Source organism: Streptomyces chlorus (genome assembly GCF_042655885.1).
In the GTDB taxonomy this organism is placed as follows: domain Bacteria; phylum Actinomycetota; class Actinomycetes; order Streptomycetales; family Streptomycetaceae; genus Streptomyces; species Streptomyces chlorus.
This window is the reverse complement of sequence record NZ_JBHSOA010000051.1, coordinates 168,638-188,400: the sequence shown is the minus strand read 5'-3', so window position 1 is coordinate 188,400 and position 19,763 is coordinate 168,638. Positions and strand designations below refer to the sequence as shown.

Genomic DNA, 19,763 nt, shown 5'->3' with positions numbered 1-19,763 from the left:
GGGCGGCCGCTTCGCCCTGCGGTCGTCCTGCGAACGGGCGGGCCGGTCCGGCACCGCCGTCCGTACGCGTGCCTACGGCGGACGGCCTACTCGGCCGCCCCGTACATCCGGTCCCCCGCGTCGCCGAGGCCCGGCACGATGTAGCCGTGCTCGTTGAGGCGCTCGTCGACCGACGCCGTCACGACGGTCACCGGGGTGCCGGCCAGCTCGCGCTCCATGACCTCGACGCCCTCAGGAGCGGCCAGCAGCACCACCGCGGTCACATCGTCCGCGCCCCGCTTGATCAGCTCCAGGATCGCGGCGACCAGCGTGCCGCCGGTGGCCAGCATCGGGTCCAGCACGTACACCTGACGCCCGGAAAGGTCCTCCGGCATCCGGGTGGTGTACGTCGAGGCCTGCAGCGTCTCCTCGTTGCGGATCATGCCGAGGAAGCCCACCTCGGCGGTCGGCAGCAGCCGGACCATGCCGTCCAGCATGCCGAGGCCGGCCCGCAGGATCGGCACCACCAGCGGGCGCGGGTGGGAGAGCTTGACGCCCGTGGTCCGCTCCACCGGCGTCTGGATGTCGACCTGCTCGGTGCGCACGTCGCGCGTGGCCTCGTAGGCGAGGAGGGTGACCAGCTCGTCGGCAAGACGGCGGAAGGTCGCGGAGTCGGTGCGCTGGTCGCGCAGCGTGGTGAGCTTGTGTGCGACCAAGGGGTGGTCGACGACGTGGAGACGCATGTCCCCACATTAACCGGGCAGGACCGGGCCCGGCTCCCCCGCACACGGCAAGCCCCGCTGCCCGCCACCACTCCTTCGCTGGCGTCAAACCGCCCGTCGGGGGGAAAGTGGGAGGGACGGACTGGGGTGATGAAGCAATGCCTGAGCGGAATTCCCGAGACGAGCCGCCGGTACGCGAGACACCCGTCGGCCTGCGCGGCGCATCGGGCGCGGCCGACGCGGTCGACGCGGCCCGCGCATCGGAGGTGTCCGGAGTGTCCGGGGTACCCGGCATGACCGGACCGCCCGGGGCGGACGAGACGGACGCCGAGCGGCGGCGGCGGCGCGCCCGGTTCCTGCGCGAACTCTCCGAGGCCCGGGAACTGCGCAACCGGGTCCAGCCGCGCCGCGCCAAGGCGGCCCGGCTGCGACACGCGATGCGCATGCGGACCTTCCGCTGGTAGGAGTCCCATGGCCTCCCCAAACGGGACGCTCCTGGTGAGCGGGGTGCCGCCAACACGGCGGAAACAGGCCCGGCTGCGGGAAGATCGCGGCTCATGCGGGTGTTTGCCTCGTGGCCGTACGAGGACGGCAGCCCGAGCCGCGTACGATCCGCTGTGGCGGCGGCGAGCGTGCCGACGGGTCCCGGGCAGGCTCCGGGGGACACTCGGCGGCGCGGGATCAAAACTGCCGGACACAGGGAGCCGAAGACGTCCCCTGCCGGCCTTGTTTCTGCCACGATTCCGAATGGGCGGGGCTCGTAGAACACTCCTCGTCCACACACCTCCGCCGGGGGGATTCCCAACCGGCACGCCTAAGACCAGTGGGAGAGTCACGGTGTACTTCGCCGCACTGCTCGCGCGCACCGAAGACGGGTGGGAAGCGAGCGACACGGAGCTCGACAATGTGGAGACCCTGTCGGATCTGGCCGACCTGGCCCGGGAAGCCGCCCCCGACGAGGACACGGTGCTCGTGCTGATCGAGCAGGAGGACGGCTGGTTCGGCGTCGTCCGCGTGGACGGCGAGGACGACCCTCGTATCTACGTGTCCGACGCCGCGGCCGCCGCCCGCAGCAGCTACGGCGAGATCCTGCTCACCGACGAGCTGCTCGGCCGGGAACCCGGGGTCGGCGGCCCCGACCTGGACGCCCTCGACCTCGACGGCACGGAGGACGGTGAACCGGACGACGACAGCACTGGCGAGGACGGTGCGTCGGACACCGGTTCCACCGATTCCGTGCCGCACGGGCCGGTCGGCGACGCCCTGGTCCTGGACGACCTGGGCGTGAGCGCGAAGGACCTGCGCTCGCTGTCCGGGGACGCCCTCGGCGAGATCGCCGAGGTCCTGGGCGCCGCAGAGGTCCTGGAGACCGTCCGCTGACCGGGCCCACCCCACCCGACCCGGTGCGCGACCCCTGGCGGGCCGCGATGCGCCTCGCCCTGGGCGAGGCCGAGCGGGCCGTCCGGCGCGGGGACGTACCCGTCGGCGCGGTCGTCCTGGCGCCGGACGGCAGCACCGTGCTGGCCTCCGGGCACAACGAACGCGAGGCCACCCGCGACCCCACCGCGCACGCGGAACTGCTCGCCCTCCGGCGGGCCGCCGCGACGCTGGGACAATGGCGGCTGACCGACTGCACCCTCGTGGTGACGCTGGAGCCCTGCACCATGTGCGCGGGCGCGATCCAGCAGTCCCGGGTCGACCGGATCGTCTACGGCGCCCGGGACGAGAAGGCGGGCGCGGTCGGCTCCCTCTGGGACGTCGTCCGCGACCGGCGGCTCAACCACCGGCCCGAAGTCGTCGAAGGAGTGCTTGCCGAGGAGTGCGCGCGCCTGCTCACGGCGTTCTTCCGGGACCGCTGACGGCGGGGCCGCCGCGTCCCGAATATCGATTTCAAACCATCGCGCCGTGTGCTGTAGGGTCTCTCTCGGTAGCGTGTCCGAGCGGCCGAAGGAGCTCGCCTCGAAAGCGAGTGTGGCGCAAGTCACCGTGGGTTCAAATCCCACCGCTACCGCTTCCGAAGGGCCCCGTCGTCAGACGGGGCCCTTCGTGCGATCATGGGCCCGCTCGCAGCAAGAGTGACGCCTGTGCACCACAGTGGCACCAGTGCGCACCAGTGACAGGGGGAGGGCCGCGATGGCGGTGAACGCGAAGAAGGTCGCCGTCTACGTCCTCGTGGCCTTCGCGCTGTATGTGATCATCACGGATCCCGTCAAGGCGACCGGCTACGTCCAGATAGCGTTCGAGGGCATATCCGACGCCGCGACCGCCGTCGGGGACTTCATGACATGGCTCGCCAACGGAGGAGACTGATGATCCGCCACCTGGTCCTCTTCAGGCTGAACGAGGGCGTGGAGCGCGACGATCCGCGCGTCGTGGCGGGTGCGGAGGCGTTCCGCTCGCTCGAGGGCAAGATCCCGGAGATCCGCTTCTGGGAGTGCGCCTGGAACATCAGCGACCGGCCCATCGCCTACGACTTCGCCATCAACTCGGCGTTCGACGACGCCGACGCGCTGCGCCGGTACGTGGAGCACCCGGAGCATCAGGCGGGTGTCGGCCTGTGGCGCGAGTTCGCCACGTGGGTGATCGCCGACTACGAGTTCTGAGTCCCCGCCCCAGCAGCCCCCTGTCGCAACGACGGGGGCTTTTGCGCATTCTCAGCATGACGTGCCTCAACACGGAATATGCGGTGCTTGCGCACGGTGAGCATGTCTTGTGATGCTATGACCGCTTTTGACGGATGAGTTGACTGATGAAGAGGTGGCGTTGACCGTGTCGGCCAGTACTGCGCCGCCCCAGGACCAGGTGTCCGCCCTGACTCCGGCTCCGGCTCAGTCCCCGGACACTCCCGCCACGCCCGTCGACCCACCCTGCGCCACCTCTCCCCCCTCCTCCTCCGCGCTTCCTCCCTCCTCCTCCGCGTCCCCTCCCTCCTCCGCGTCCCCTGCCGGCCCCCTTTACGCCGCGCCCGCCGGTCCGCCCTCCGCCGCACCACCGCCTGCCGTCCTGTCCCCGGCCAAGCGCCGCGGGGCGGACACCCGGGCGCTGACCCAGGTGCTCTTCGGTCAGCTCAAGGACCTTCAGCCGGGCGCGCCGGAGCACACCCGCGTACGCGCCGCGCTCATCGAGGCCAACCTGCCGCTCGTGCGCTACGCGGCCGCCCGCTTCCGCTCCCGCAACGAGCCGATGGAGGACGTGGTCCAGGTCGGCACCATCGGGCTCATCAACGCCATCGACCGTTTCGACCCGGAGCGGGGCGTGCAGTTCCCGACGTTCGCGATGCCGACGGTGGTCGGCGAGATCAAGCGGTACTTCCGGGACAACGTCCGCACCGTCCACGTACCGCGCCGGCTGCACGAACTGTGGGTGCAGGTCAACAGCGCGTCCGAAGACCTCACGACCGCCTTCGGACGCTCCCCGACGACCGCCGAGATCGCCGGACGGCTGCGCATCACCGAGGAGGAGGTGCTCTCCTGCATCGAGGCCGGGCGGTCGTACCACGCCACCTCCCTCGAGGCCGCACAGGAGGGTGACGGACTTCCCGGGCTGCTCGACCGGCTCGGCTACGAGGACCCGGCACTGGACGGCGTCGAGCACCGTGACCTCGTCCGGCATCTGCTCGTCCAACTCCCCGAGCGGGAACAGCGGATCCTGCTGCTGCGGTACTACAGCAACCTCACCCAGTCGCAGATCAGCGCCGAACTGGGCGTCTCCCAGATGCACGTGTCCCGGCTGCTCGCGCGCAGCTTCCAGCGGCTGCGGTCCGCAAACAGGATCGACGCGTAACCCCCGAGAGCGAATCGCTCACTAGTACCTTTTCTTGCACTTCTGGCCTGAAATACCGTCAGACCCTTTGTTTGCAGGGCTGATTCACTCTATGGATGTCGACATGTCGCTACAGCGCGTTGCCGACATGTGACATTCTGCCGGAAGCGCGTTTGCCGAAGCTCCGGCTCCGGTATTCAGGTGAAGGCTGCGTTCCTCGGACAGGAACGTTCGCCGCGACCGTCCCGCGACCCAAAGGGGGTGGCATGTCCGCAGACCAGGGCAGCTCGAAGGTGCTCACGCTCGCGGAGAGCGAGACAGCTCCCAATGCTCTCGACGTACTCGGCCCCATCGTCGACGTCCCGGCCCTCGCGGCCGCGCCCGCTCCAGTTCTTCCGGAGACACCGGACACAGCGGCCATCGACACCCGCACCCTGTCCCGCTCCCTGTTCCTGCGGCTCGCCGCACTCGACGAGAACAGCCCGGAGCGCGGCTATGTCCGGGACACGCTGATCAAACTCAACCTCCCACTGGTGCGGTACGCGGCGTCCCGCTTCCGCTCGCGCAACGAGCCGATGGAGGACATCGTCCAGGTCGGCACCATCGGGCTGATCAAGGCGATCGACCGCTTCGACTGCGAACGGGGCGTGGAGTTCCCGACGTTCGCGATGCCGACGGTGGTCGGTGAGATCAAGCGGTTCTTCCGCGACACGTCGTGGTCGGTGCGGGTGCCGCGCCGGCTTCAGGAGCTGCGCCTGGCGCTGACGAAGGCCGGCGACGAGCTCTCCCAGAAGCTCGACCGCTCCCCGACGGTCCCCGAACTCGCCGCGGTACTGGGCGTGTCCGAGGAGGACGTCGTCGACGGACTCGCGGTCGGCAACGCGTACACGGCGTCCTCGCTGGACTCCCCGGCGCCCGAGGACGACGGCGGCGAGGGCTCGCTCGCGGACCGCCTCGGCTACGAGGACACCGCGCTGGAGGGCGTGGAGTACCGGGAGTCACTCAAGCCCCTACTGGCCAAGCTGCCGCCCCGGGAGCGGCGGATCATCATGCTGCGCTTCTTCGCCAACATGACGCAGTCACAGATCGGCGAGGAGATCGGCATCTCCCAGATGCACGTCTCCCGGCTGCTCACCCGGACCCTGGCCCAGCTGCGTGAGGGCCTCATCTCGGACTGAGACATACCGATCACCGGCAGCCATCGGTTCCCACCATCGGCTACCGGCACGGACGCGGACCTACGGCCGCCGGGGCACCCTCACGGGCGCAACGGCGGCCTCCGCGTGTCCTGTCGGGTCAGATCAGCTCAGATCAGCTCAGCGCCAGCCACGCCACGACCGCGACGATCGCCACGGCGACGACGACGCCGATGATCAGACCGATACGGGGACCGCCACCACTCGTCGTGGCGGCCTGCTGCCCCTGAGGGGCCTCGTCGACGAACGCGCGGAACATTTGGGTGCTGCCGGCGGGGTCGTGGTTGCCCTGCGGGGCCTGGGAGTTAGCCATGGCCCGAGACACTAGCGAACTGCCCGCGGAGGCCCCAAGCGGGGGCGCCCTCAGGGCGACCGCGCAGGGGCACACGTGGGGCACAAGTGGGGCACACGCCGCCTGGCGGTACGGGCTGAGTGCGGCCCGCGGGCGCCGGAGCACGGCCGGAGCGCCCGGCTGCTGGTACGGAGTGGCCGACGACTCACCCCACCTGCGCGTTTACGATTCACCATACTTGTCTTTGCCAAGTTTTGGAGCGCTTGAACCCCTTTTTGTTTGCCTTCAGCAACCATCCACTTCTATCGTTGCCTTAAGCAACGAACGGGAAGTGTCATGGCCGAGCAGACGCAGTACGAGGAGCTGGTACGGCAGCTCAGCGCCTTCAGCGCGGTGAAGCGGGAGCTGCGCCGGAGCATGCCGGCCGACTTCCACAGCGGCTCCGCCGCCGTGCTGACGGCCCTCGGCCGCCACGGCGACATGCGCATGAGCCGGCTCTCCGAACTGCTCGCCGTCGACCTCTCGGTCACCAGCCGCCAAGTCGCCCATGCGGTCGAGCTCGGCTGGATCGAGCGCTCCCCCGACCCCTCCGACAAGCGCTCCCGCATCCTGCGCCTGACCCCCACGGGCCAAGTACAGCTCGACGCCTTGTTCCAACGGGCCACCCAGCTGCTCGCCGATCGCCTGGACGACTGGTCCGACGACGAGATCGGCCTGCTCGCCCAGCTCATGTCCCGGCTCCGGGACAGCTTCAGCGACCGCCGCCGGCCCACGCCCCGCGCGACACCACCGCCCAGCCCCGCACCACCTGTGGCCCCCGCGCCGCCCGAGGCCGCCGCACCCTCCGAGGCCCCCGCGCCACCGGCTCCTCGCGCCCCCCAGGACACCGAGACCACCCGTACACCCGCAAACGCGTAAGAGAAGGAAGTCCATGGCAACGACCACACCGACTGGTGTGCGGGCTCAGGCCGAACACGGGGGAGAATCCTCCGGAAGCGGCGCTCCCATGTCCCACCGGCAGATCCTGGAGGCACTGTCGGGCCTGCTGCTCGGCATGTTCGCCGCGATCCTGTCCTCCACCATCGTCTCCAACGCCCTGCCCGAGATCATCACCGAACTCGGCGGCGGCCAGAGCGCCTACACCTGGGTCGTGACGGCGGCGCTGCTGTCGATGACCGCGTCCACCCCCCTGTGGGGCAAGCTGGCCGACCTGATCAGCAAGAAGACACTGGTCCAGACGGCCCTGGTCATCTTCATCGTGGGCTCCGTGGTCGCCGGCATGGCGCAGAGCCCCGGCATGCTGGTCACGGCCCGGGTCATCCAGGGGCTGGGCGCCGGTGGTCTGACCGCGCTGGCCCAGATCATCATGGCCGCGATGATCTCCCCCCGGGAGCGCGGCCGTTACTCCGGCTATCTGGGCGCGACCTTCGCCGTCGCGACCGTGGGCGGCCCGCTGGTCGGCGGTGTGATCACCGACACCTCGTGGCTCGGCTGGCGCTGGTGCCTGTACGTCGGTGTGCCGTTCGCGCTGATCGCCCTGGTCGTGCTGCAGAAGACCCTGAAGCTGCCGGAGACCAAGCGCAAGGTGAAGGTCGACTGGGCCGGCGCCTTCTTCATCACCGCCGCCGTCAGCCTGCTGCTGATCTGGGTCACCTTCGCCGACGACAAGTTCGCCTGGGCGTCCTGGCAGACGTACGCGATGGTCGGCGGCGCGCTGCTGCTCACCCTGGTCTTCCTGTTCGTCGAGACGAAGGCCGCCGAGCCGATCATCCCGCTACGGCTGTTCCGCAACCGCACCATCACGCTGGCCTCGGTCGCCTCGCTGTTCGTCGGTATCGCGATGTTCGCCGGCACCATCTACTTCAGCCAGTTCTTCCAGCTGGCCCGGAACGAGTCCCCGACCATGTCGGGTGTCCTGACCATCCCGATGATCAGCGGTCTGTTCATCTCCTCGACCGTCTCCGGTCAGATCATCACCAAGACCGGCAAGTGGAAGGCCTGGCTCGTCGCCGGCGGCGCGCTGCTGACCGCTGCTCTGGGGCTGCTGAGCTCGATACGCTACGACACCCCGTACTGGCACATCGGCGTCTTCATGGCGATCATGGGCCTCGGCGTCGGCATGATGATGCAGAACCTGGTGCTGTGCACGCAGAACCAGGTCGACCCGAGCGACCTCGGCGCCGCCAGCTCCGTCGTCACCTTCTTCCGGTCGCTCGGCGGCGCGGTGGGCGTCTCGGTCCTCGGCTCGGTCATGGCGACCCGGATCAACCACTACGCCGAGGACACCATCGACTCGCTGAGCCCGCAGGAGCAGGCCGCCGCCGCCCAGTCGCTCGGCTCCGGTGAACTGCCGAACATGGACCTGCTGCCCGACGGCATCCGCACCTGGCTGGAGAGCGCCTACGGGCACGGCATCGCCGACATCTTCCTGTACGTCACACCGGTCGCCTTCCTCGCCGTCCTGGCGACCCTGTTCATCAAGGAAGTCCCGCTGCGGACCTCGGGCGCGCTGGCCCAGGCCGCCGAGTCGCTCTCCGCCGCACCGGTTCCGGTGACTGCCGGGGCGACGGGCGAAGCCACTGGCGGGGCGTCCGAGGCCGACTCCGCCAACGACGCCGCCACCGCCACCGCCAACGTCCCGAGCCGGTCCGGCTCCGCTTCGGCCTCCGCCGGCGGCGGCAAGGGCGACGGCCTCACCGGCCCCGGCAAGTAGTCCGGACTCCTTGGAACCACCCCGCCCCGGCCCGCGGCGGGCGGCGCGCTCTTAGCGGAGGCGCGCCCCCACCGCGGGCCGGTCCTTTTCACCGGGATCCTTCTCACCGGTCCTCCGCTCGGGTCCTCCGCTCGGGTCTTCGCTCCCCACGGCCGGGCGAGGTACCCGCCGGCACCCGGCGTCGGTCCTAGGCTGGCGCCATGGCACCGAACATCGCGACAAACACCCGTGTCTCCCTCGCCGAGCTGCTGGACTTCGTACGGCCCCGGCACCGCGCGATCCTGCTGACCCGGCGGGCCGACGGAGGCCCTCAGGGGTCGCCGCTGACCTGCGGGGTCGACGACTCCGGCCACATCGTGCTCTCCACCTACCCGGAGCGCGCCAAGACCCGCAACGCCAAGAGGGACACCCGCGTGAGCCTGATCGTCCTCAGCGACGAGTGGAACGGCCCCTGGGTACAGATCGACGGCACCGCCGAGGTCATCGACACGCCCGAGTCGGTGGAGCCGCTCGTGGAGTACTACCGGAACATCTCCGGCGAGCACCCCGACTGGGACGAGTACCGGGCGGCCATGGTCAAGCAGGGCAAGTCGATCATCCGGGTCACCCCGGAGCGGTGGGGTCCGGTGGCGACGGGCGGCTTCCCGGCACGGCTGGTCGAGGGGGAGTAGCGAGCGGGCGGAGGGTCCGAGACGGGGGAGGTCGGGCCCGGCCGGCGGGAACAGCCGGGGCGGCGCACCTGGCGCACCAGCATGGTCCGGTACGCCGGCGCCGGCGTGCGCGGTTGATCGCGCCGGCCCCTGGGGACGTCCTCATGCTGTACCCGCAGACGGGGAGCACTACGTCCAGGACCGGCGTGGCGGCTCCGTCGACCGGGAGGTGTTCCCGGGCCGGCAGCTGCTCCCACGCCGGCTCAGGGCCGGCGGTGCGCGGCTTCTTGTCGCGCGGGACGGCCGCGAGGGCGGTGAGCTGAGCGTCGGTGAGCAGCGCGGCCTCGGGCGTCGTGCCCCCGTTCTCCTCCCTGGAGTTGCTGACGATCCCCTCGGTCACCCGGCTGTCCTCGACCGTCGCGCCGATGGTGCCGATTCCCTGCGGACCCTTGACGACGAATTCGAGCGGGTCCTGGGCGTCCAGGGGCTGGGGACGCGGTCCGCCGTCCGTCGGCCCGCCGACAACACGCTTCGCCACCTCACGCGGCTGCCCATCCAGATGCCGTCCAGCTGCTCGTACAGATGCAACCGCAGGGCCGGCGTCGTGACCGTGCCGATGACCGTGCACACCACGGCGATCAGCGCCAGGGACGCGACGACGAGCCGGATCCGGAGCGTGCGCGGTGTGCCCGCTCTTCGCCGTGGACCCGGCCGTCGTCGTCCGCTCACGACACCGCGGGCTTGATCAGGTATCCGGCACCGCGCCGGGTGTGGATCATCGGCTCCCGGCCGGCGTCGATCTTCCGGCGCAGATACGAGATGTACAGCTCGACGACGTTCGCCTGCCCGCCGAAGTCGTAGGACCAGACCCGGTCGAGGATCTGCGCCTTGCTGAGCACCCGCCGCGGGTTGCGCATCAGGTAGCGCAGCAGCTCGAACTCGGTGGCGGTGAGGTGGATGTCCACCCCGGCCCGGGTCACGTCGTGGCTGTCCTCGTCCAGCGTGAGGTCGCCGACGACCAGCAGGGAACCGGACCAGCGGTCGGCCGCACCGGAGCGACGGATCAGCCCGCGCAGCCGCGCGACGACCTCTTCCAGGCTGAACGGCTTGGTCACGCAGTCGTCGCCACCGGCGGTCAGGCCCGCGATCCGGTCCTCGACCGCGTCCTTGGCGGTGAGGAAGAGGACGGGCACATCCTGCTGTTCGCGACGCAGCCGCCCGAGAACGGACAGCCCGTCCATGTCCGGCAACATCATGTCCAGGACGACGGCATCGGGCCGGAACTCGCGCACGGCCCGGACGGCGCCCTGGCCGTCCCCCGCACTGCGGATCTGCCAGCCCTCGTAGCGCAGGGCCAAGGACAGCAGTTCGGTGATCGACTGCTCGTCGTCCACCACCAGCACGCGGACGGGGCTCCCGTCCGGCCTCAGCAGTTCGGTGCGCCCCTGGGGCGAGGTCGTGGTCATGCTCCACACCGTCGCGGGGGGCTCTGAAAGCGCCCTTTCGGAAGTCTGTGTTTTCCCTGAGAAATCCTCGGGCCGCTCCTCCACCTCCCTGGCCCTCTTGTCAGCCGACGGCGCCGCTTCCGCTTTCGTTTCCTCTTTCGCTTCCGCTTTCGTTCTCCCGCAGGCCGAAGAGGCCGGCCGCGTTGTCGTGGCACACCGCCCGCAGCCATGCGGGCCCGAGCCCGAGCCGCTCCAGGGCGTGGAGCTGATGGAGGTACGGGTACGGGATGTTGGGGAAGTCCGTGCCGAGCAGGATCCGGTCGCCGAGGTCGGCCAGCCGGGGCAGGGCCCGCCGGGGGAACGGCGCCATGCGCTCGGCGAAGTCGGTGAACGCCATCGTGGTGTCCAGCCGCACCTCCGTGCAGCGCTCGGCGAGGTCGAGGAAGTCCTCGTACTCGGACATCCCGAGGTGCGCCACGATCAGACGCAGCCGGGGATGCCGGGCCAGCACCCGCGCGATCGGCTCGGGGCCGGTGTACGTGCCGGGCGCGGGCCCGGAACCGCAGTGGATCACTACCGGGACGCCCGCCTCGGCGAGCACGCCCCAGGCGCCGTCGAGCAACGCGTCGGCCGGATCGTATGCCCCCACCTGCACATGCGCCTTGAAGACCCGTGCCCCCGCTTCGACGGCGTCCCTGACCAGGCTCTCGGCCCCGGGTTCGGGGAACAGCGTCGAGGTGTGCAGGCAGCCGGGCGTACGACGGGCGAAGTCGACCGCCCAGCCGTTCAGCCACCGCGCCATGCCGGGCTTGTGCGGATAGAGCATGGCAGTGAAGGCACGCACCCCGAACTCCCGCAGCAGCTCGGCCCGTTCACTCTCCTCCTGCCGGTAGGTGATCGGCCACTCGACCCCGCCGGTCAGTGGCCCGAGCGCGTCGAAGTAGGCCCATACCTTGCGCAGCACCCGCTCCGGCATGAAGTGCGTGTGCACGTCGACGAGCCCGGGAAGCCCGAGCCCCTCCCAGAACCGCCGCACGTCAGCGGTCTCGGCGCGGGCGGATGCCGTGAGGTGATCGCTCATGCCGCCACGATCACCCGTGACCCGGCCCCCGGTCCACCCCCTGCCGCCAGGACGGGCCGACGCGCCGGGCGGCCCACCACACGGACCACCAAGGCCCCACGAACCGGATGACCACCCACCGGATCGTCCGCGAGGGTTGCCCGCCCACCGGATCGTCCGCGAACCGGATCAGAACAAGCCGTCCTGCACTCCCGCCCCCTCCCCGGCCCCCTTGAGCGCCTTGAGCGCCTTGACCGGCACGTCGAACTCCCTGCCCTCCGCCGGAACCAGCCCCCACCCGGGCAGGAACCGCGTATCCAGCACCACCACGCCGCCCTCCGTCGCCAGATGCAGATCCGGCCCGGCGGCGGCCACCAGTTCCCCGCTCACCGCGCCCCCGGGAACCAGCTCGCTCACTTCCCCGAAGGCGGCCGGCGCCCCCGCCAGCCCGAACACCTCGACATGGTCGACGGGCCGGAACACCTCACGGTCCAGCGAATCCGGCCACCCGGCCAGAGCGACCGCCCGCCCGTGCACCTCCGCGAGCTCCGCAGCCCGGTCGGCCTCCGTGCCCGGAAGTACCGCGCGTACCGCCCGCTTGTCCGCGTAGGAAATCCTGTCGGGCACCCGGAGTGCGGCGCGCAGCAGCTCCTCGGTCCGCCGCGCCGCCATCAGCGGCCCGGTCCCCAGCCAGCTGAAGCAGACCGCCCCCTGCTCCAGCAGCCGCGCCGGGCCCCGCGCCACCCCGGTGATCCCGACCTTGACCATCCCGGGACCGAACCAGGCCAGGTATACGCGGTACGGACGCGGATCGTCCGCGAGGGTGTCGGCGGCCACGGAGTGCGCCCGGTCCAGCCGCGCGCACTCCTCGCACCGCGCTCCCGTGCCTCGCCCCGACACCACCGCGCCGAGCGGACACGCATGCCCCCGTGCCCCCACGCATGTCCTCACTCCTCCTTCCGCGACCGCGAAGGCCACCCGTTTCCCCCAGGTCAGCGCGCTGTGCCGCCCGCCGTCCCACGCCAGCACGGGACCGCTTGCCGACCACCGCAGCCCCGAACATCTCCACACCTGTGCCATCTCCGACGAGAGTAGGGGCCGCCACTGACAACGGGCCGCGCGAAGTCTCGGCGCACGGAGCCACCGGCGTCCACGGGGCCCGGCTCACCGCGCTCTTCGCCGACCACGGCCCCGAGGAGATCGCCGTCCTGAACGGCTGGTTCACCCGCGCGAACGGCCCTCGCGGCCGACTACCTCGAGGAGCGCGGCCGCACCAAGTGACGAGGCGCGCGGCGCGGCACCCCGAGGTGCCGAGCACACCCCGGGGTGCAAACCTGGATGAGGGGACGCACCGCTCGGGGACCACTCGGGGCAGCCGAAAGGGCGAACACATGGCGAGCAACGTCGGTGGAACACACCAGCAGCGGACCGGATGGGAGGCCCGGAGCACCTGGGCGACGGGCTGGACCGCGGCCGCGGCGGTGCTGATGACCTTCGGCGGGATCATGGCGATCTTCGAAGGCATCTCCGCCATCGCCCATGACGACGTCTTCGTCACCACCCGCAACTTCACCTACGCGTTCAGCCTGACCGGCTGGGGCTGGATCCACCTGATCCTCGGTGCCCTTGTCCTGGCGGCCGGACTCGCCCTCTTCAGCGGAGCGGCCTGGGCCCGCGCCACAGGTATCGCACTGGCCGGACTGAGCATGATCGCCCACTTCGTGTGGCTGCCCTACGCGCCGGTCTGGTCGATCGTCCTCATCGTCATCGACGGCTTCATCATCTGGGCCCTGTGCTCACCACGCCGCGAGCCGACGCCCCTCACCTAGGAACACCACTCCAGCTCCTCCCTCGCCACCCCCATGGAAAGCAGCCGCAACCGCGAGCCGGCCTCGGCACGGAGCACCCTGTGGCGCTGGCTCGCCCAGGCTGCCGCCGCGGCCGTCCTGGTCACCGCCTACTTCCTGCTCCCCCTCGACGGCCTGGGCCCTCGACGCCCGACCCTGAGCTGGACGCTCTTCGGCCTGGCCCTGGCACTCATCGCCGCCCTGCTGCTCCAGCAGATCAGCCACGTCCTCCTCGACCACCCGCACGCCCGGCCCGGACTGGTCATCCCCCTGCTGATGAGCCTGTCCATCCTGATCTTCGCCACGACCTACCAGGCCCTGGCCCAACGTCCCGGCGAACTCATCGGCCTCGACACCCGCCTGGACGCCCTGTACTTCACGATGGTCACCCTCGCCACCGTCGGCTACGGCGACATCACCCCGCACGGCCAAACGGCCCGCCTGGTCACCATGCTCCAGATCCTCTACACCTTCATCTTCCTCACCGCGGCGGCCACCGCCCTGAGCCACCAGGTCCGCACCGTGCTCCTCCGCCGCGGAACCAACCACCACGAACCCTGACCCCACCCGATCCCGTCCCGTCCTGTGCGGGGTCCACCGTCGGGGTGAGCTCGCCCGAAGCCACGGGATCGGACCTCGGCCCGCCCCCTTCTCGCACGGCAAGAGCCCCGCTGGATCAACCAGCGGGGCTCTTGTCTCTGTGCACTCGGCAGGATTCGAACCTGCAACCTTCTGATCCGTAGCTCTACAGAGATGGATCATTGAAGGTCATACAGGCTGCCGGGACGGCTATGAGGGCCGGTGTTGAGCACTTTCGGTTGCTGGGGTTGCTGTACTCCGCTGCTGTACCGCATCACAGGTCCAAGCGGGACTCCGTCTCCCGGCTCCCCCGCCGCAACACGACGTGCGCCGGCCTGAACGGCAAATTGCGAAGGGTTGGCTCCATCACCTTGAAGAGCGCTTCCGCGTCCACCCCGTAGGCGTACACCACAGCTTCGCCTCCGCCGAACTCGTTCCCGTCGACCTCACCCACGCCCGCCTTCGCGACGGCGACCGTCATGGCCCGCTCAGCATCGAAGATCGCTTCGCGTTCAGCACATGAGCCGTACTCGTCGTCACTCAGACGGTAGTGGGCGATGACGGCTTGTTCCGGCATCTCAGGTTCGGGGAGATCAAAGAGCGTGTCCATGCCTGCACGATCACACCAGCCTCTGACAGCAGGTCCGCCCCGCGCCTATCCCTGTGCTCGACGGAGCACGCTTTCCAAGTCTGTTGGTGACCTCGAGGGCTGCGAACGGGGCCGTTCACCTGCGTTCATGAGCGGTCGGTCGTGGCAGCGGCTGCCGTCTTCGGTCTCGTCTGAACGGCCGTGAATGAGAAGGAAACTGAGATGGATGGTGAGGCAGGGCTCGCTAGCATCTTTGCTGTTGAAGGGGGGAGCCATGGCGCTGGTCCGCAAGGGATCACGACGGATCGTTGTCGACGGCACAGCCTACCGCTGGCGGCTGCGGGGCAGACCGACGTACTTCCAGGGGATGGCCTGGTCACCGTGTACGTTCGCGGTCGAGCATGCGGACACCCCGGGCGCGGTCCTCGTGATGACGACCAACCAACCGCATACGAGCAACTGGATCGGTCGTGAGGCCGAGCCTGTGTTGCCCTCTGATGTTGCTGCGGCCATTCGGCTGGCCCTGCGTGAGGGGTGGACTCCGACGACTCCGGGCTCTGCGTTCCACCTCGACGAGTCCGCCGGCTTCACACCCGGGTTCTGAACGCAGCAGGGAAGAGCCGGGACCCAGACCTCAGCCGACGACAGTCAGCCACGACGGCGGGGGCGCCGACCGATCAGGCACGCGTGTGCCTCGCTTCATCCCCACAGGCCTCAACCACGCTGCTGGTGCCAACGACTAGAGCAAGCTGCGATGGCTGGCGCGTGCTGACGGTACCTGCGCTCGTAGCTTGGGGAACTTGAGCTCCCCGGGCTTAGGCATGGCGATACCAGTGTGGTAGATCCAATCGGGTGACCTGCGGCTGTCGCCCTGGACGCCTGTCGTCAGTGGTCGCCGGTTGTACTTGTCGATCACCCTCGGACGGCCCAGCACCTTCATCCTCGGACGTGGATGTCAGCGACCTAGCTATGGCCGCGAGATGTAGCCCACAGCTGCGGATTGCGCCAGTCACCCGGGCTGGCACAATGCATTGAACGCTGATCACCAGGAGTCACATGCTCCGCAGGGGAGGATGCGCACGAATACTGCGGGCACGGCCCATGACATCCGTGCACGCCAATTCTTTCCCTGCTGTTTCAGCCTTAGACCGCTTGCATTCGCGGAGGGGGGACGGCGCGGTCGATGCCAGAAATAGCGAACAACTCCGGCGACGAAACAACCACCGATGCGCTAATTAACCATCGCAGGAATATCGCCGACTTGCAGCAACGCATCAAAAATCGCCGCCTGCAAGTCTTCGGACTGTACGGCACCCCGATTGCCATTCCGTTCGCGATCCTCACATGGATATCCCTGAGGTTCTCCGTTTGGTTCCATGAGGGAATCCCGGAAGCTGTCAACAACGCATTCAGTGGATTCCTAGCCTTTTTGGTAATCGCCACAATCGTGCAATTCGCTCTCGAGTTCATCGAAAGCGGAGCATGGAAAGACTCTAGTAAGTCAGTCAGGAGCTTGAAGCTAGATCTCGCTCTGGCCGAGGAGCGTCACATCCTCGAGGCTAGACGACAGACCCCTCCTGCACCGGACCGACAGGCATCCTACCGGGAGCGCATCCCCTCAGAGATAGCCCGGCTACGTAAAGAGTCTCGCCACTATCGGCGCATGCATCTGTTGATGCAATGGATCCTCTTTGTTAGTTCCGCAGCAATCTCTGGGGTCACCGCTTGGTACGACCCACCTCAACCTGGGAAGGCAGTTCTCATCTTCCTGGGTTTCACCGTATCCGTGATCACTGCGGTGGCCGGCTACTTCAAACCGCGCGAGCGAGCTTTCAATCTCCAACAGACTGCGGACAATATCGAGCGGCACGCCACCGCTATCGAGTTGGGCATCGCCCCCTACGCCGCAACGGACGACAAAGAAAACCTCAGATCTTTCGCTACTACTGTCGAGGAGTTGCGCGCTGAGCAGCGCATGCGGGAACAGCAACTCGATCAGCCTCAACAGGGCCAGCAGCAGGTCATCTGATATTTCGTCGACATGGCGCTGTGACAAATTATCCTGGGCGCAAAAGTGACTGCAGGGGCAACTCGGGTGAGGCCGCGCACTGATTGACAACTCGACGGCAGCGCCACCATCTCCCACCACTCGCCCCGGCTCCCATCCCGTCCGCCGTCGACCCACACACCGTGGAGCGGGCGTGGTTCAGGGCGTCGAGGTGGAGCGCGCCACTGTACGAACGACCTTGACGCCCTGGGCCGCGTCTGCTCGGCTCTGCCTGGGTCGACGGCGGACGGGATGGGAGCCCTCAACCCTCGCCACTACGGGCCCGCGGTCGGCAACGGCGCCCCCTCCATCCCGGTGCCGGCCGATCCCCCGCCGGAGGCATCATCTTGTGCCCGCGGATGACATCCCACCCTTGCCCGCTTGCACGCAGCGCGCCGCCGGGCGGGGCCGCCGCTGGCGAAGACAGAGCGGCGGCCCCGCCGACAAGGCGGCGCGCACCCGCGCCGTGCGCGGGCTTGATGAAGTAGAGAAAGTCTTACCGCGCCACGGCTCGGGTGTTCGGTCTCGCGGTGTCGGCTACGCGCCCGTCTGGGCTACCGTGCGTTCTATGCCCTCTGGATTGGACACGCCCCAAGGTGCGGCTGAACTGGCCGAGTCGCTGTTGCCTCCGCTCGGGAATCGTTGGCTGCACACCCAGGCGGTGGCCGCTCGTGCGCGCGAGGCTTCGGCTGCTGTGTCCGAAGGGGATCGTGACTTGCTCGTCGCCGCTGCCTGGCTGCACGACATCGGGTATGCCCCAGAACTGCGGGATACGGGTTTCCACCCGCTCGATGGCGCGCGCCACCTGGAGACGCTTGGGGCGCCGTCCCGGCTGGTACGCCTGGTCGCTCATCATTCCGGTGCTGTGTATGAGGCTGAGCAGCGTGGGCTGACCGCCGAGCTGGACGTGTACGCGCGGGAGGATTCTCCCGTGCTGGACGCGCTGATCTATGCGGACATGACGACTGGGCCGGCGGGGCAGTCCTTCGACTTCGATGATCGCATTGACGAGATTCTAAAGCGGTACGAGCCGGGCAGTGAGGTGCACAACGCGATCAGCAAGGCGCGCCCCTACCTCGGGGCTGCCGTCGGGCGGACGCGTTCGTGCCTGGGTGATCAGCCGATGTAGGGGTCGGGCCGCTCGGTCAACCCGCGATCGATCCGCATCCGCATCGACGGGTGGATGTTCAACGTGTCCAGTCGGCGGGGATGGACGAACGCCACCTCCTTGCTTTCGCTGCTCGTACGCGGCTCGCCGCCGACGATGCGGGCTCGGAAGCAGATCGAGAACTGTTGGCGTACCTCGCCGTCGTCGTACGCCATGACGTGAGCCGGGTTGGTGTAGATACCGACCAAGCCTGTCACCTCGACGTCGAAACCCGTCTCTTCCTTCGTCTCCCTCACTGCGGCATCGGGGGCTGACTCGCCAACGTCGACCCCACCGCCGGGCAGTGCCCACAGGTTGTTGTCCGTCTTGTGGATCAGCAGGACTTCCCCGGCATCGTTGAGCGCCACAGCGGTAACGGATGGAACGATGCTGTTCGCCTTCGGAGCGTTCGGATCGTTGAAGTAGTCGACTCGGGCCATGTCCCAAGCCTTGCACGCTCCGTCGCTGGACGGCATGGGCGCCTGTCTACTCGGACCGCCCACGCTCCCATGCGTAGTCAAAGCTGCGCATGTAGTGCCGGAACGTCCGGGCCCCCGGGATGTAGCGGAAGTGCAGGACCGGGTTCTGTCCCGCGGGAGCCCCGAGCACGTGCGGGTTCACCAACACGTCGTCATCGAACCGGTAGATCGAGTTGTAGAGGATCGTGTCATGCAACCGGACTTCGACGCCCGGCGTCGTCATCGCTGGCTCGAGGTAGCGCCGCGTGATCCGGGCACGTGCGGCCAGATCACCCCCGATGCCTTCCTCTTCGCCTCGCTGGCGGACCATTTCGGAGTCCGGGTCGCCGAGCAGAATGCGAACCTGTGCGCCGGCCTTGGCCTTCTCGGCCAACTGGTCGGGAAGGTCCGGGTGTCCGTCGAAGAGGAACAGCCCCGCGTAGACGAGGATGTCTACCTGGTCCTTCGCCTTCTCTATCAGCGATGACCACAGCGTCGCCGGTACTGCTCCCCGGTGCGGGTAGTACGTGATCAGTTCCGATGTGCTCGCCGTCTCGGCCTGTTTCTCCACGGCGGGCCAGATGTAGACCTCATCGACGTCGAGGAAGCTTGCAGCCTTCCAACGGTGTCCCCGGTGCGGCGTGCGGTCCGTCGTGATCCACCGCTCCACGCTTTTCGGGTCCACCCCGACGTGCTGTGCCACGGACTGGATCGTCTCGCCCTTCGCTGAAATCGCCGCGCGCAAACGCTCGTTCGCCATGACGTGTCCTTCCCTGGGACGCCGTAGGGACGTTTTGACGATAACTCAGACGTCCCCAAACGTCCATACGGACCGTGATGCGTCCACTACCTCTCGCGGTCTCCTGATCTCACCGCCGAATGGTGGGCACCAACTCCCCTTTGATCAGGAGAACAGACGATGCGTCAGATTCCCGTCGACACCTCCGCCGCCACCGTGATGGTGGCCCAGCCCCCGCAGCCCAAGGTGAAGGACCGCCGTACCGGCGAGCGCGCGATGGACACCGAGACCGGTGCCGCGCTGTCGACCGTGGACGTGATGTTCGCGGCCAACGGCGCGGTGGAGATCCTGTCGGTGACCGTGCCGGAGTCGGGCATCTCCGAGGACCTGGTGATGGGCACCCCGGTCGCGCTGACCGGTCTGATCGCCCGGCCGTGGGAGAACGAGTTCAACGGCCAGAAGCGGCACGGCATCGCCTTCCGCGCGGTCGCGGTCACCTCGCTCGCCGCCGGCGCCTCGCAGCCGAAGGCGGCCTGAG

Annotated in this window: 23 protein-coding genes, 1 tRNA gene and 1 pseudogene; 17 read left to right on the top strand and 8 right to left on the bottom strand. The window is 68.8% G+C overall.

Translation table 11 applies throughout. The features are described 5' to 3' along the window. Positions 1–86: 86 nt before the first annotated feature. A complete protein-coding gene (gene upp / locus ACFPZI_RS23545; RefSeq protein WP_381366274.1) occupies positions 87–722 on the bottom strand; it encodes a uracil phosphoribosyltransferase in 636 nt (211 codons plus the stop codon). Positions 723–859: 137 nt separating this feature from the next. On the opposite strand from upp, the gene ACFPZI_RS23540 reads away from it, so the two are divergent. From ACFPZI_RS23540 to ACFPZI_RS23505, 8 genes are all read left to right on the top strand, one after another. Next, positions 860–1,165 carry a hypothetical protein gene (locus ACFPZI_RS23540; protein WP_381366271.1) on the top strand — a complete coding sequence of 102 codons (306 nt, stop codon included), beginning with the start codon at positions 860–862 and terminating at the stop codon, positions 1,163–1,165. A 373-nt stretch (positions 1,166–1,538) separates the two neighbouring features. Then, positions 1,539–2,081: a tRNA adenosine deaminase-associated protein gene (locus tag ACFPZI_RS23535; RefSeq protein WP_381366268.1), complete on the top strand. Its 543-nt coding sequence runs from the start codon at positions 1,539–1,541 to the stop codon at positions 2,079–2,081. A gap of 47 nt (positions 2,082–2,128) precedes the next feature. Further along, positions 2,129–2,560, top strand: a complete 432-nt coding sequence (gene tadA, locus ACFPZI_RS23530; protein ID WP_381366410.1) for a tRNA adenosine(34) deaminase TadA — start codon at positions 2,129–2,131, stop codon at positions 2,558–2,560. Positions 2,561–2,627: 67 nt separating this feature from the next. Beyond that, positions 2,628–2,712, top strand: a tRNA-Ser gene (locus ACFPZI_RS23525). A gap of 122 nt (positions 2,713–2,834) precedes the next feature. Further along, positions 2,835–3,011 (top strand): hypothetical protein, encoded by a 177-nt coding sequence (locus ACFPZI_RS23520; RefSeq protein ID WP_381366265.1) that lies wholly within the window; start codon positions 2,835–2,837, stop codon positions 3,009–3,011. Then, positions 3,011–3,304, top strand: coding sequence for a Dabb family protein (locus tag ACFPZI_RS23515; RefSeq protein ID WP_381366262.1), 294 nt, complete (start codon positions 3,011–3,013; stop codon positions 3,302–3,304). The genes ACFPZI_RS23520 and ACFPZI_RS23515 overlap by 1 nt, the downstream gene beginning before the upstream one ends. A 166-nt stretch (positions 3,305–3,470) precedes the next feature. Continuing rightward, positions 3,471–4,484, top strand: a complete 1,014-nt coding sequence (locus tag ACFPZI_RS23510; RefSeq protein WP_381366259.1) for an RNA polymerase sigma factor SigF — start codon at positions 3,471–3,473, stop codon at positions 4,482–4,484. Positions 4,485–4,729: 245 nt separating this feature from the next. Next, positions 4,730–5,641, top strand: coding sequence for an RNA polymerase sigma factor SigF (locus ACFPZI_RS23505; protein WP_381366256.1), 912 nt, complete (start codon positions 4,730–4,732; stop codon positions 5,639–5,641). A 133-nt stretch (positions 5,642–5,774) separates the two neighbouring features. Here ACFPZI_RS23505 and ACFPZI_RS23500 read toward each other — a convergent pair whose 3' ends face one another. After that, on the bottom strand, positions 5,775–5,972 hold the full coding sequence (locus ACFPZI_RS23500) for a hypothetical protein (protein WP_381366253.1): 198 nt from the start codon (positions 5,970–5,972) through the stop codon (positions 5,775–5,777). 315 nt (positions 5,973–6,287) lie between these two features. Here ACFPZI_RS23500 and ACFPZI_RS23495 point away from each other — a divergent pair, with 315 nt between their 5' ends. The 3 genes and pseudogenes from ACFPZI_RS23495 to ACFPZI_RS23485 all read left to right on the top strand — a co-directional run bounded on the left by ACFPZI_RS23495 (position 6,288) and on the right by ACFPZI_RS23485 (position 9,335). Further along, entirely contained in the window at positions 6,288–6,869 is a 582-nt protein-coding gene (locus tag ACFPZI_RS23495) for a MarR family winged helix-turn-helix transcriptional regulator (RefSeq protein WP_381366251.1), read from the top strand. Between the two features lie 88 nt (positions 6,870–6,957). Further along, positions 6,958–8,628: pseudogene (locus ACFPZI_RS23490) on the top strand (MDR family MFS transporter); the annotation flags it as partial. 236 nt (positions 8,629–8,864) lie between these two features. Continuing rightward, entirely contained in the window at positions 8,865–9,335 is a 471-nt protein-coding gene (locus tag ACFPZI_RS23485; protein ID WP_381366248.1) for a PPOX class F420-dependent oxidoreductase, read from the top strand. Between the two features lie 704 nt (positions 9,336–10,039). Here the strand turns inward: ACFPZI_RS23485 and ACFPZI_RS23480 are convergent. The 3 genes from ACFPZI_RS23480 to ACFPZI_RS23470 form a co-directional block, all read right to left on the bottom strand. After that, on the bottom strand, positions 10,040–10,780 hold the full coding sequence (locus ACFPZI_RS23480) for a response regulator transcription factor (RefSeq protein WP_381366245.1): 741 nt from the start codon (positions 10,778–10,780) through the stop codon (positions 10,040–10,042). 100 nt (positions 10,781–10,880) lie between these two features. Next, complete coding sequence (locus tag ACFPZI_RS23475; protein ID WP_381366242.1) at positions 10,881–11,840, bottom strand: amidohydrolase family protein; 960 nt, start codon at positions 11,838–11,840, stop codon at positions 10,881–10,883. A 168-nt stretch (positions 11,841–12,008) separates the two neighbouring features. Then, positions 12,009–12,899, bottom strand: a complete 891-nt coding sequence (locus ACFPZI_RS23470; protein WP_381366239.1) for a DUF2797 domain-containing protein — start codon at positions 12,897–12,899, stop codon at positions 12,009–12,011. Positions 12,900–13,210: 311 nt separating this feature from the next. Here ACFPZI_RS23470 and ACFPZI_RS23465 point away from each other — a divergent pair, with 311 nt between their 5' ends. Next, a complete protein-coding gene (locus ACFPZI_RS23465) occupies positions 13,211–13,648 on the top strand; it encodes a DUF7144 family membrane protein (protein ID WP_381366236.1) in 438 nt (145 codons plus the stop codon). A 33-nt stretch (positions 13,649–13,681) separates the two neighbouring features. Further along, positions 13,682–14,227 (top strand): potassium channel family protein, encoded by a 546-nt coding sequence (locus ACFPZI_RS23460; protein WP_381366234.1) that lies wholly within the window; start codon positions 13,682–13,684, stop codon positions 14,225–14,227. Positions 14,228–14,519: 292 nt separating this feature from the next. Here the strand turns inward: ACFPZI_RS23460 and ACFPZI_RS23455 are convergent, their stop codons facing one another. Next, positions 14,520–14,855, bottom strand: a complete 336-nt coding sequence (locus ACFPZI_RS23455) for a hypothetical protein (protein WP_381366231.1) — start codon at positions 14,853–14,855, stop codon at positions 14,520–14,522. A gap of 253 nt (positions 14,856–15,108) precedes the next feature. Between ACFPZI_RS23455 and ACFPZI_RS23450 the strand changes: the two genes are divergently transcribed. The 3 genes from ACFPZI_RS23450 (at position 15,109) to ACFPZI_RS23440 (ending at position 18,010) form a co-directional block, all read left to right on the top strand. Then, positions 15,109–15,438 carry a hypothetical protein gene (locus ACFPZI_RS23450; RefSeq protein WP_381366229.1) on the top strand — a complete coding sequence of 110 codons (330 nt, stop codon included), beginning with the start codon at positions 15,109–15,111 and terminating at the stop codon, positions 15,436–15,438. A 579-nt stretch (positions 15,439–16,017) separates the two neighbouring features. After that, positions 16,018–16,863 carry a DUF4231 domain-containing protein gene (locus ACFPZI_RS23445; RefSeq protein ID WP_381366226.1) on the top strand — a complete coding sequence of 282 codons (846 nt, stop codon included), beginning with the start codon at positions 16,018–16,020 and terminating at the stop codon, positions 16,861–16,863. A gap of 586 nt (positions 16,864–17,449) precedes the next feature. Next, the gene (locus ACFPZI_RS23440; RefSeq protein WP_381366223.1) at positions 17,450–18,010 is read left to right on the top strand and encodes an HD domain-containing protein; all 561 of its coding nucleotides are present in this window, start codon (positions 17,450–17,452) and stop codon (positions 18,008–18,010) included. Here ACFPZI_RS23440 and ACFPZI_RS23435 read toward each other — a convergent pair. Then, on the bottom strand, positions 17,998–18,468 hold the full coding sequence (locus ACFPZI_RS23435) for an NUDIX hydrolase (protein ID WP_381366220.1): 471 nt from the start codon (positions 18,466–18,468) through the stop codon (positions 17,998–18,000). The genes ACFPZI_RS23440 and ACFPZI_RS23435 overlap by 13 nt on opposite strands. Before the next feature lie 46 nt (positions 18,469–18,514). Continuing rightward, complete coding sequence (locus tag ACFPZI_RS23430) at positions 18,515–19,246, bottom strand: XRE family transcriptional regulator (protein WP_381366217.1); 732 nt, start codon at positions 19,244–19,246, stop codon at positions 18,515–18,517. Positions 19,247–19,405: 159 nt separating this feature from the next. Between ACFPZI_RS23430 and ACFPZI_RS23425 the strand changes: the two genes are divergently transcribed. After that, positions 19,406–19,762, top strand: coding sequence for an SCO3933 family regulatory protein (locus ACFPZI_RS23425; protein WP_381366215.1), 357 nt, complete (start codon positions 19,406–19,408; stop codon positions 19,760–19,762). Position 19,763: the final 1 nt, after the last annotated feature.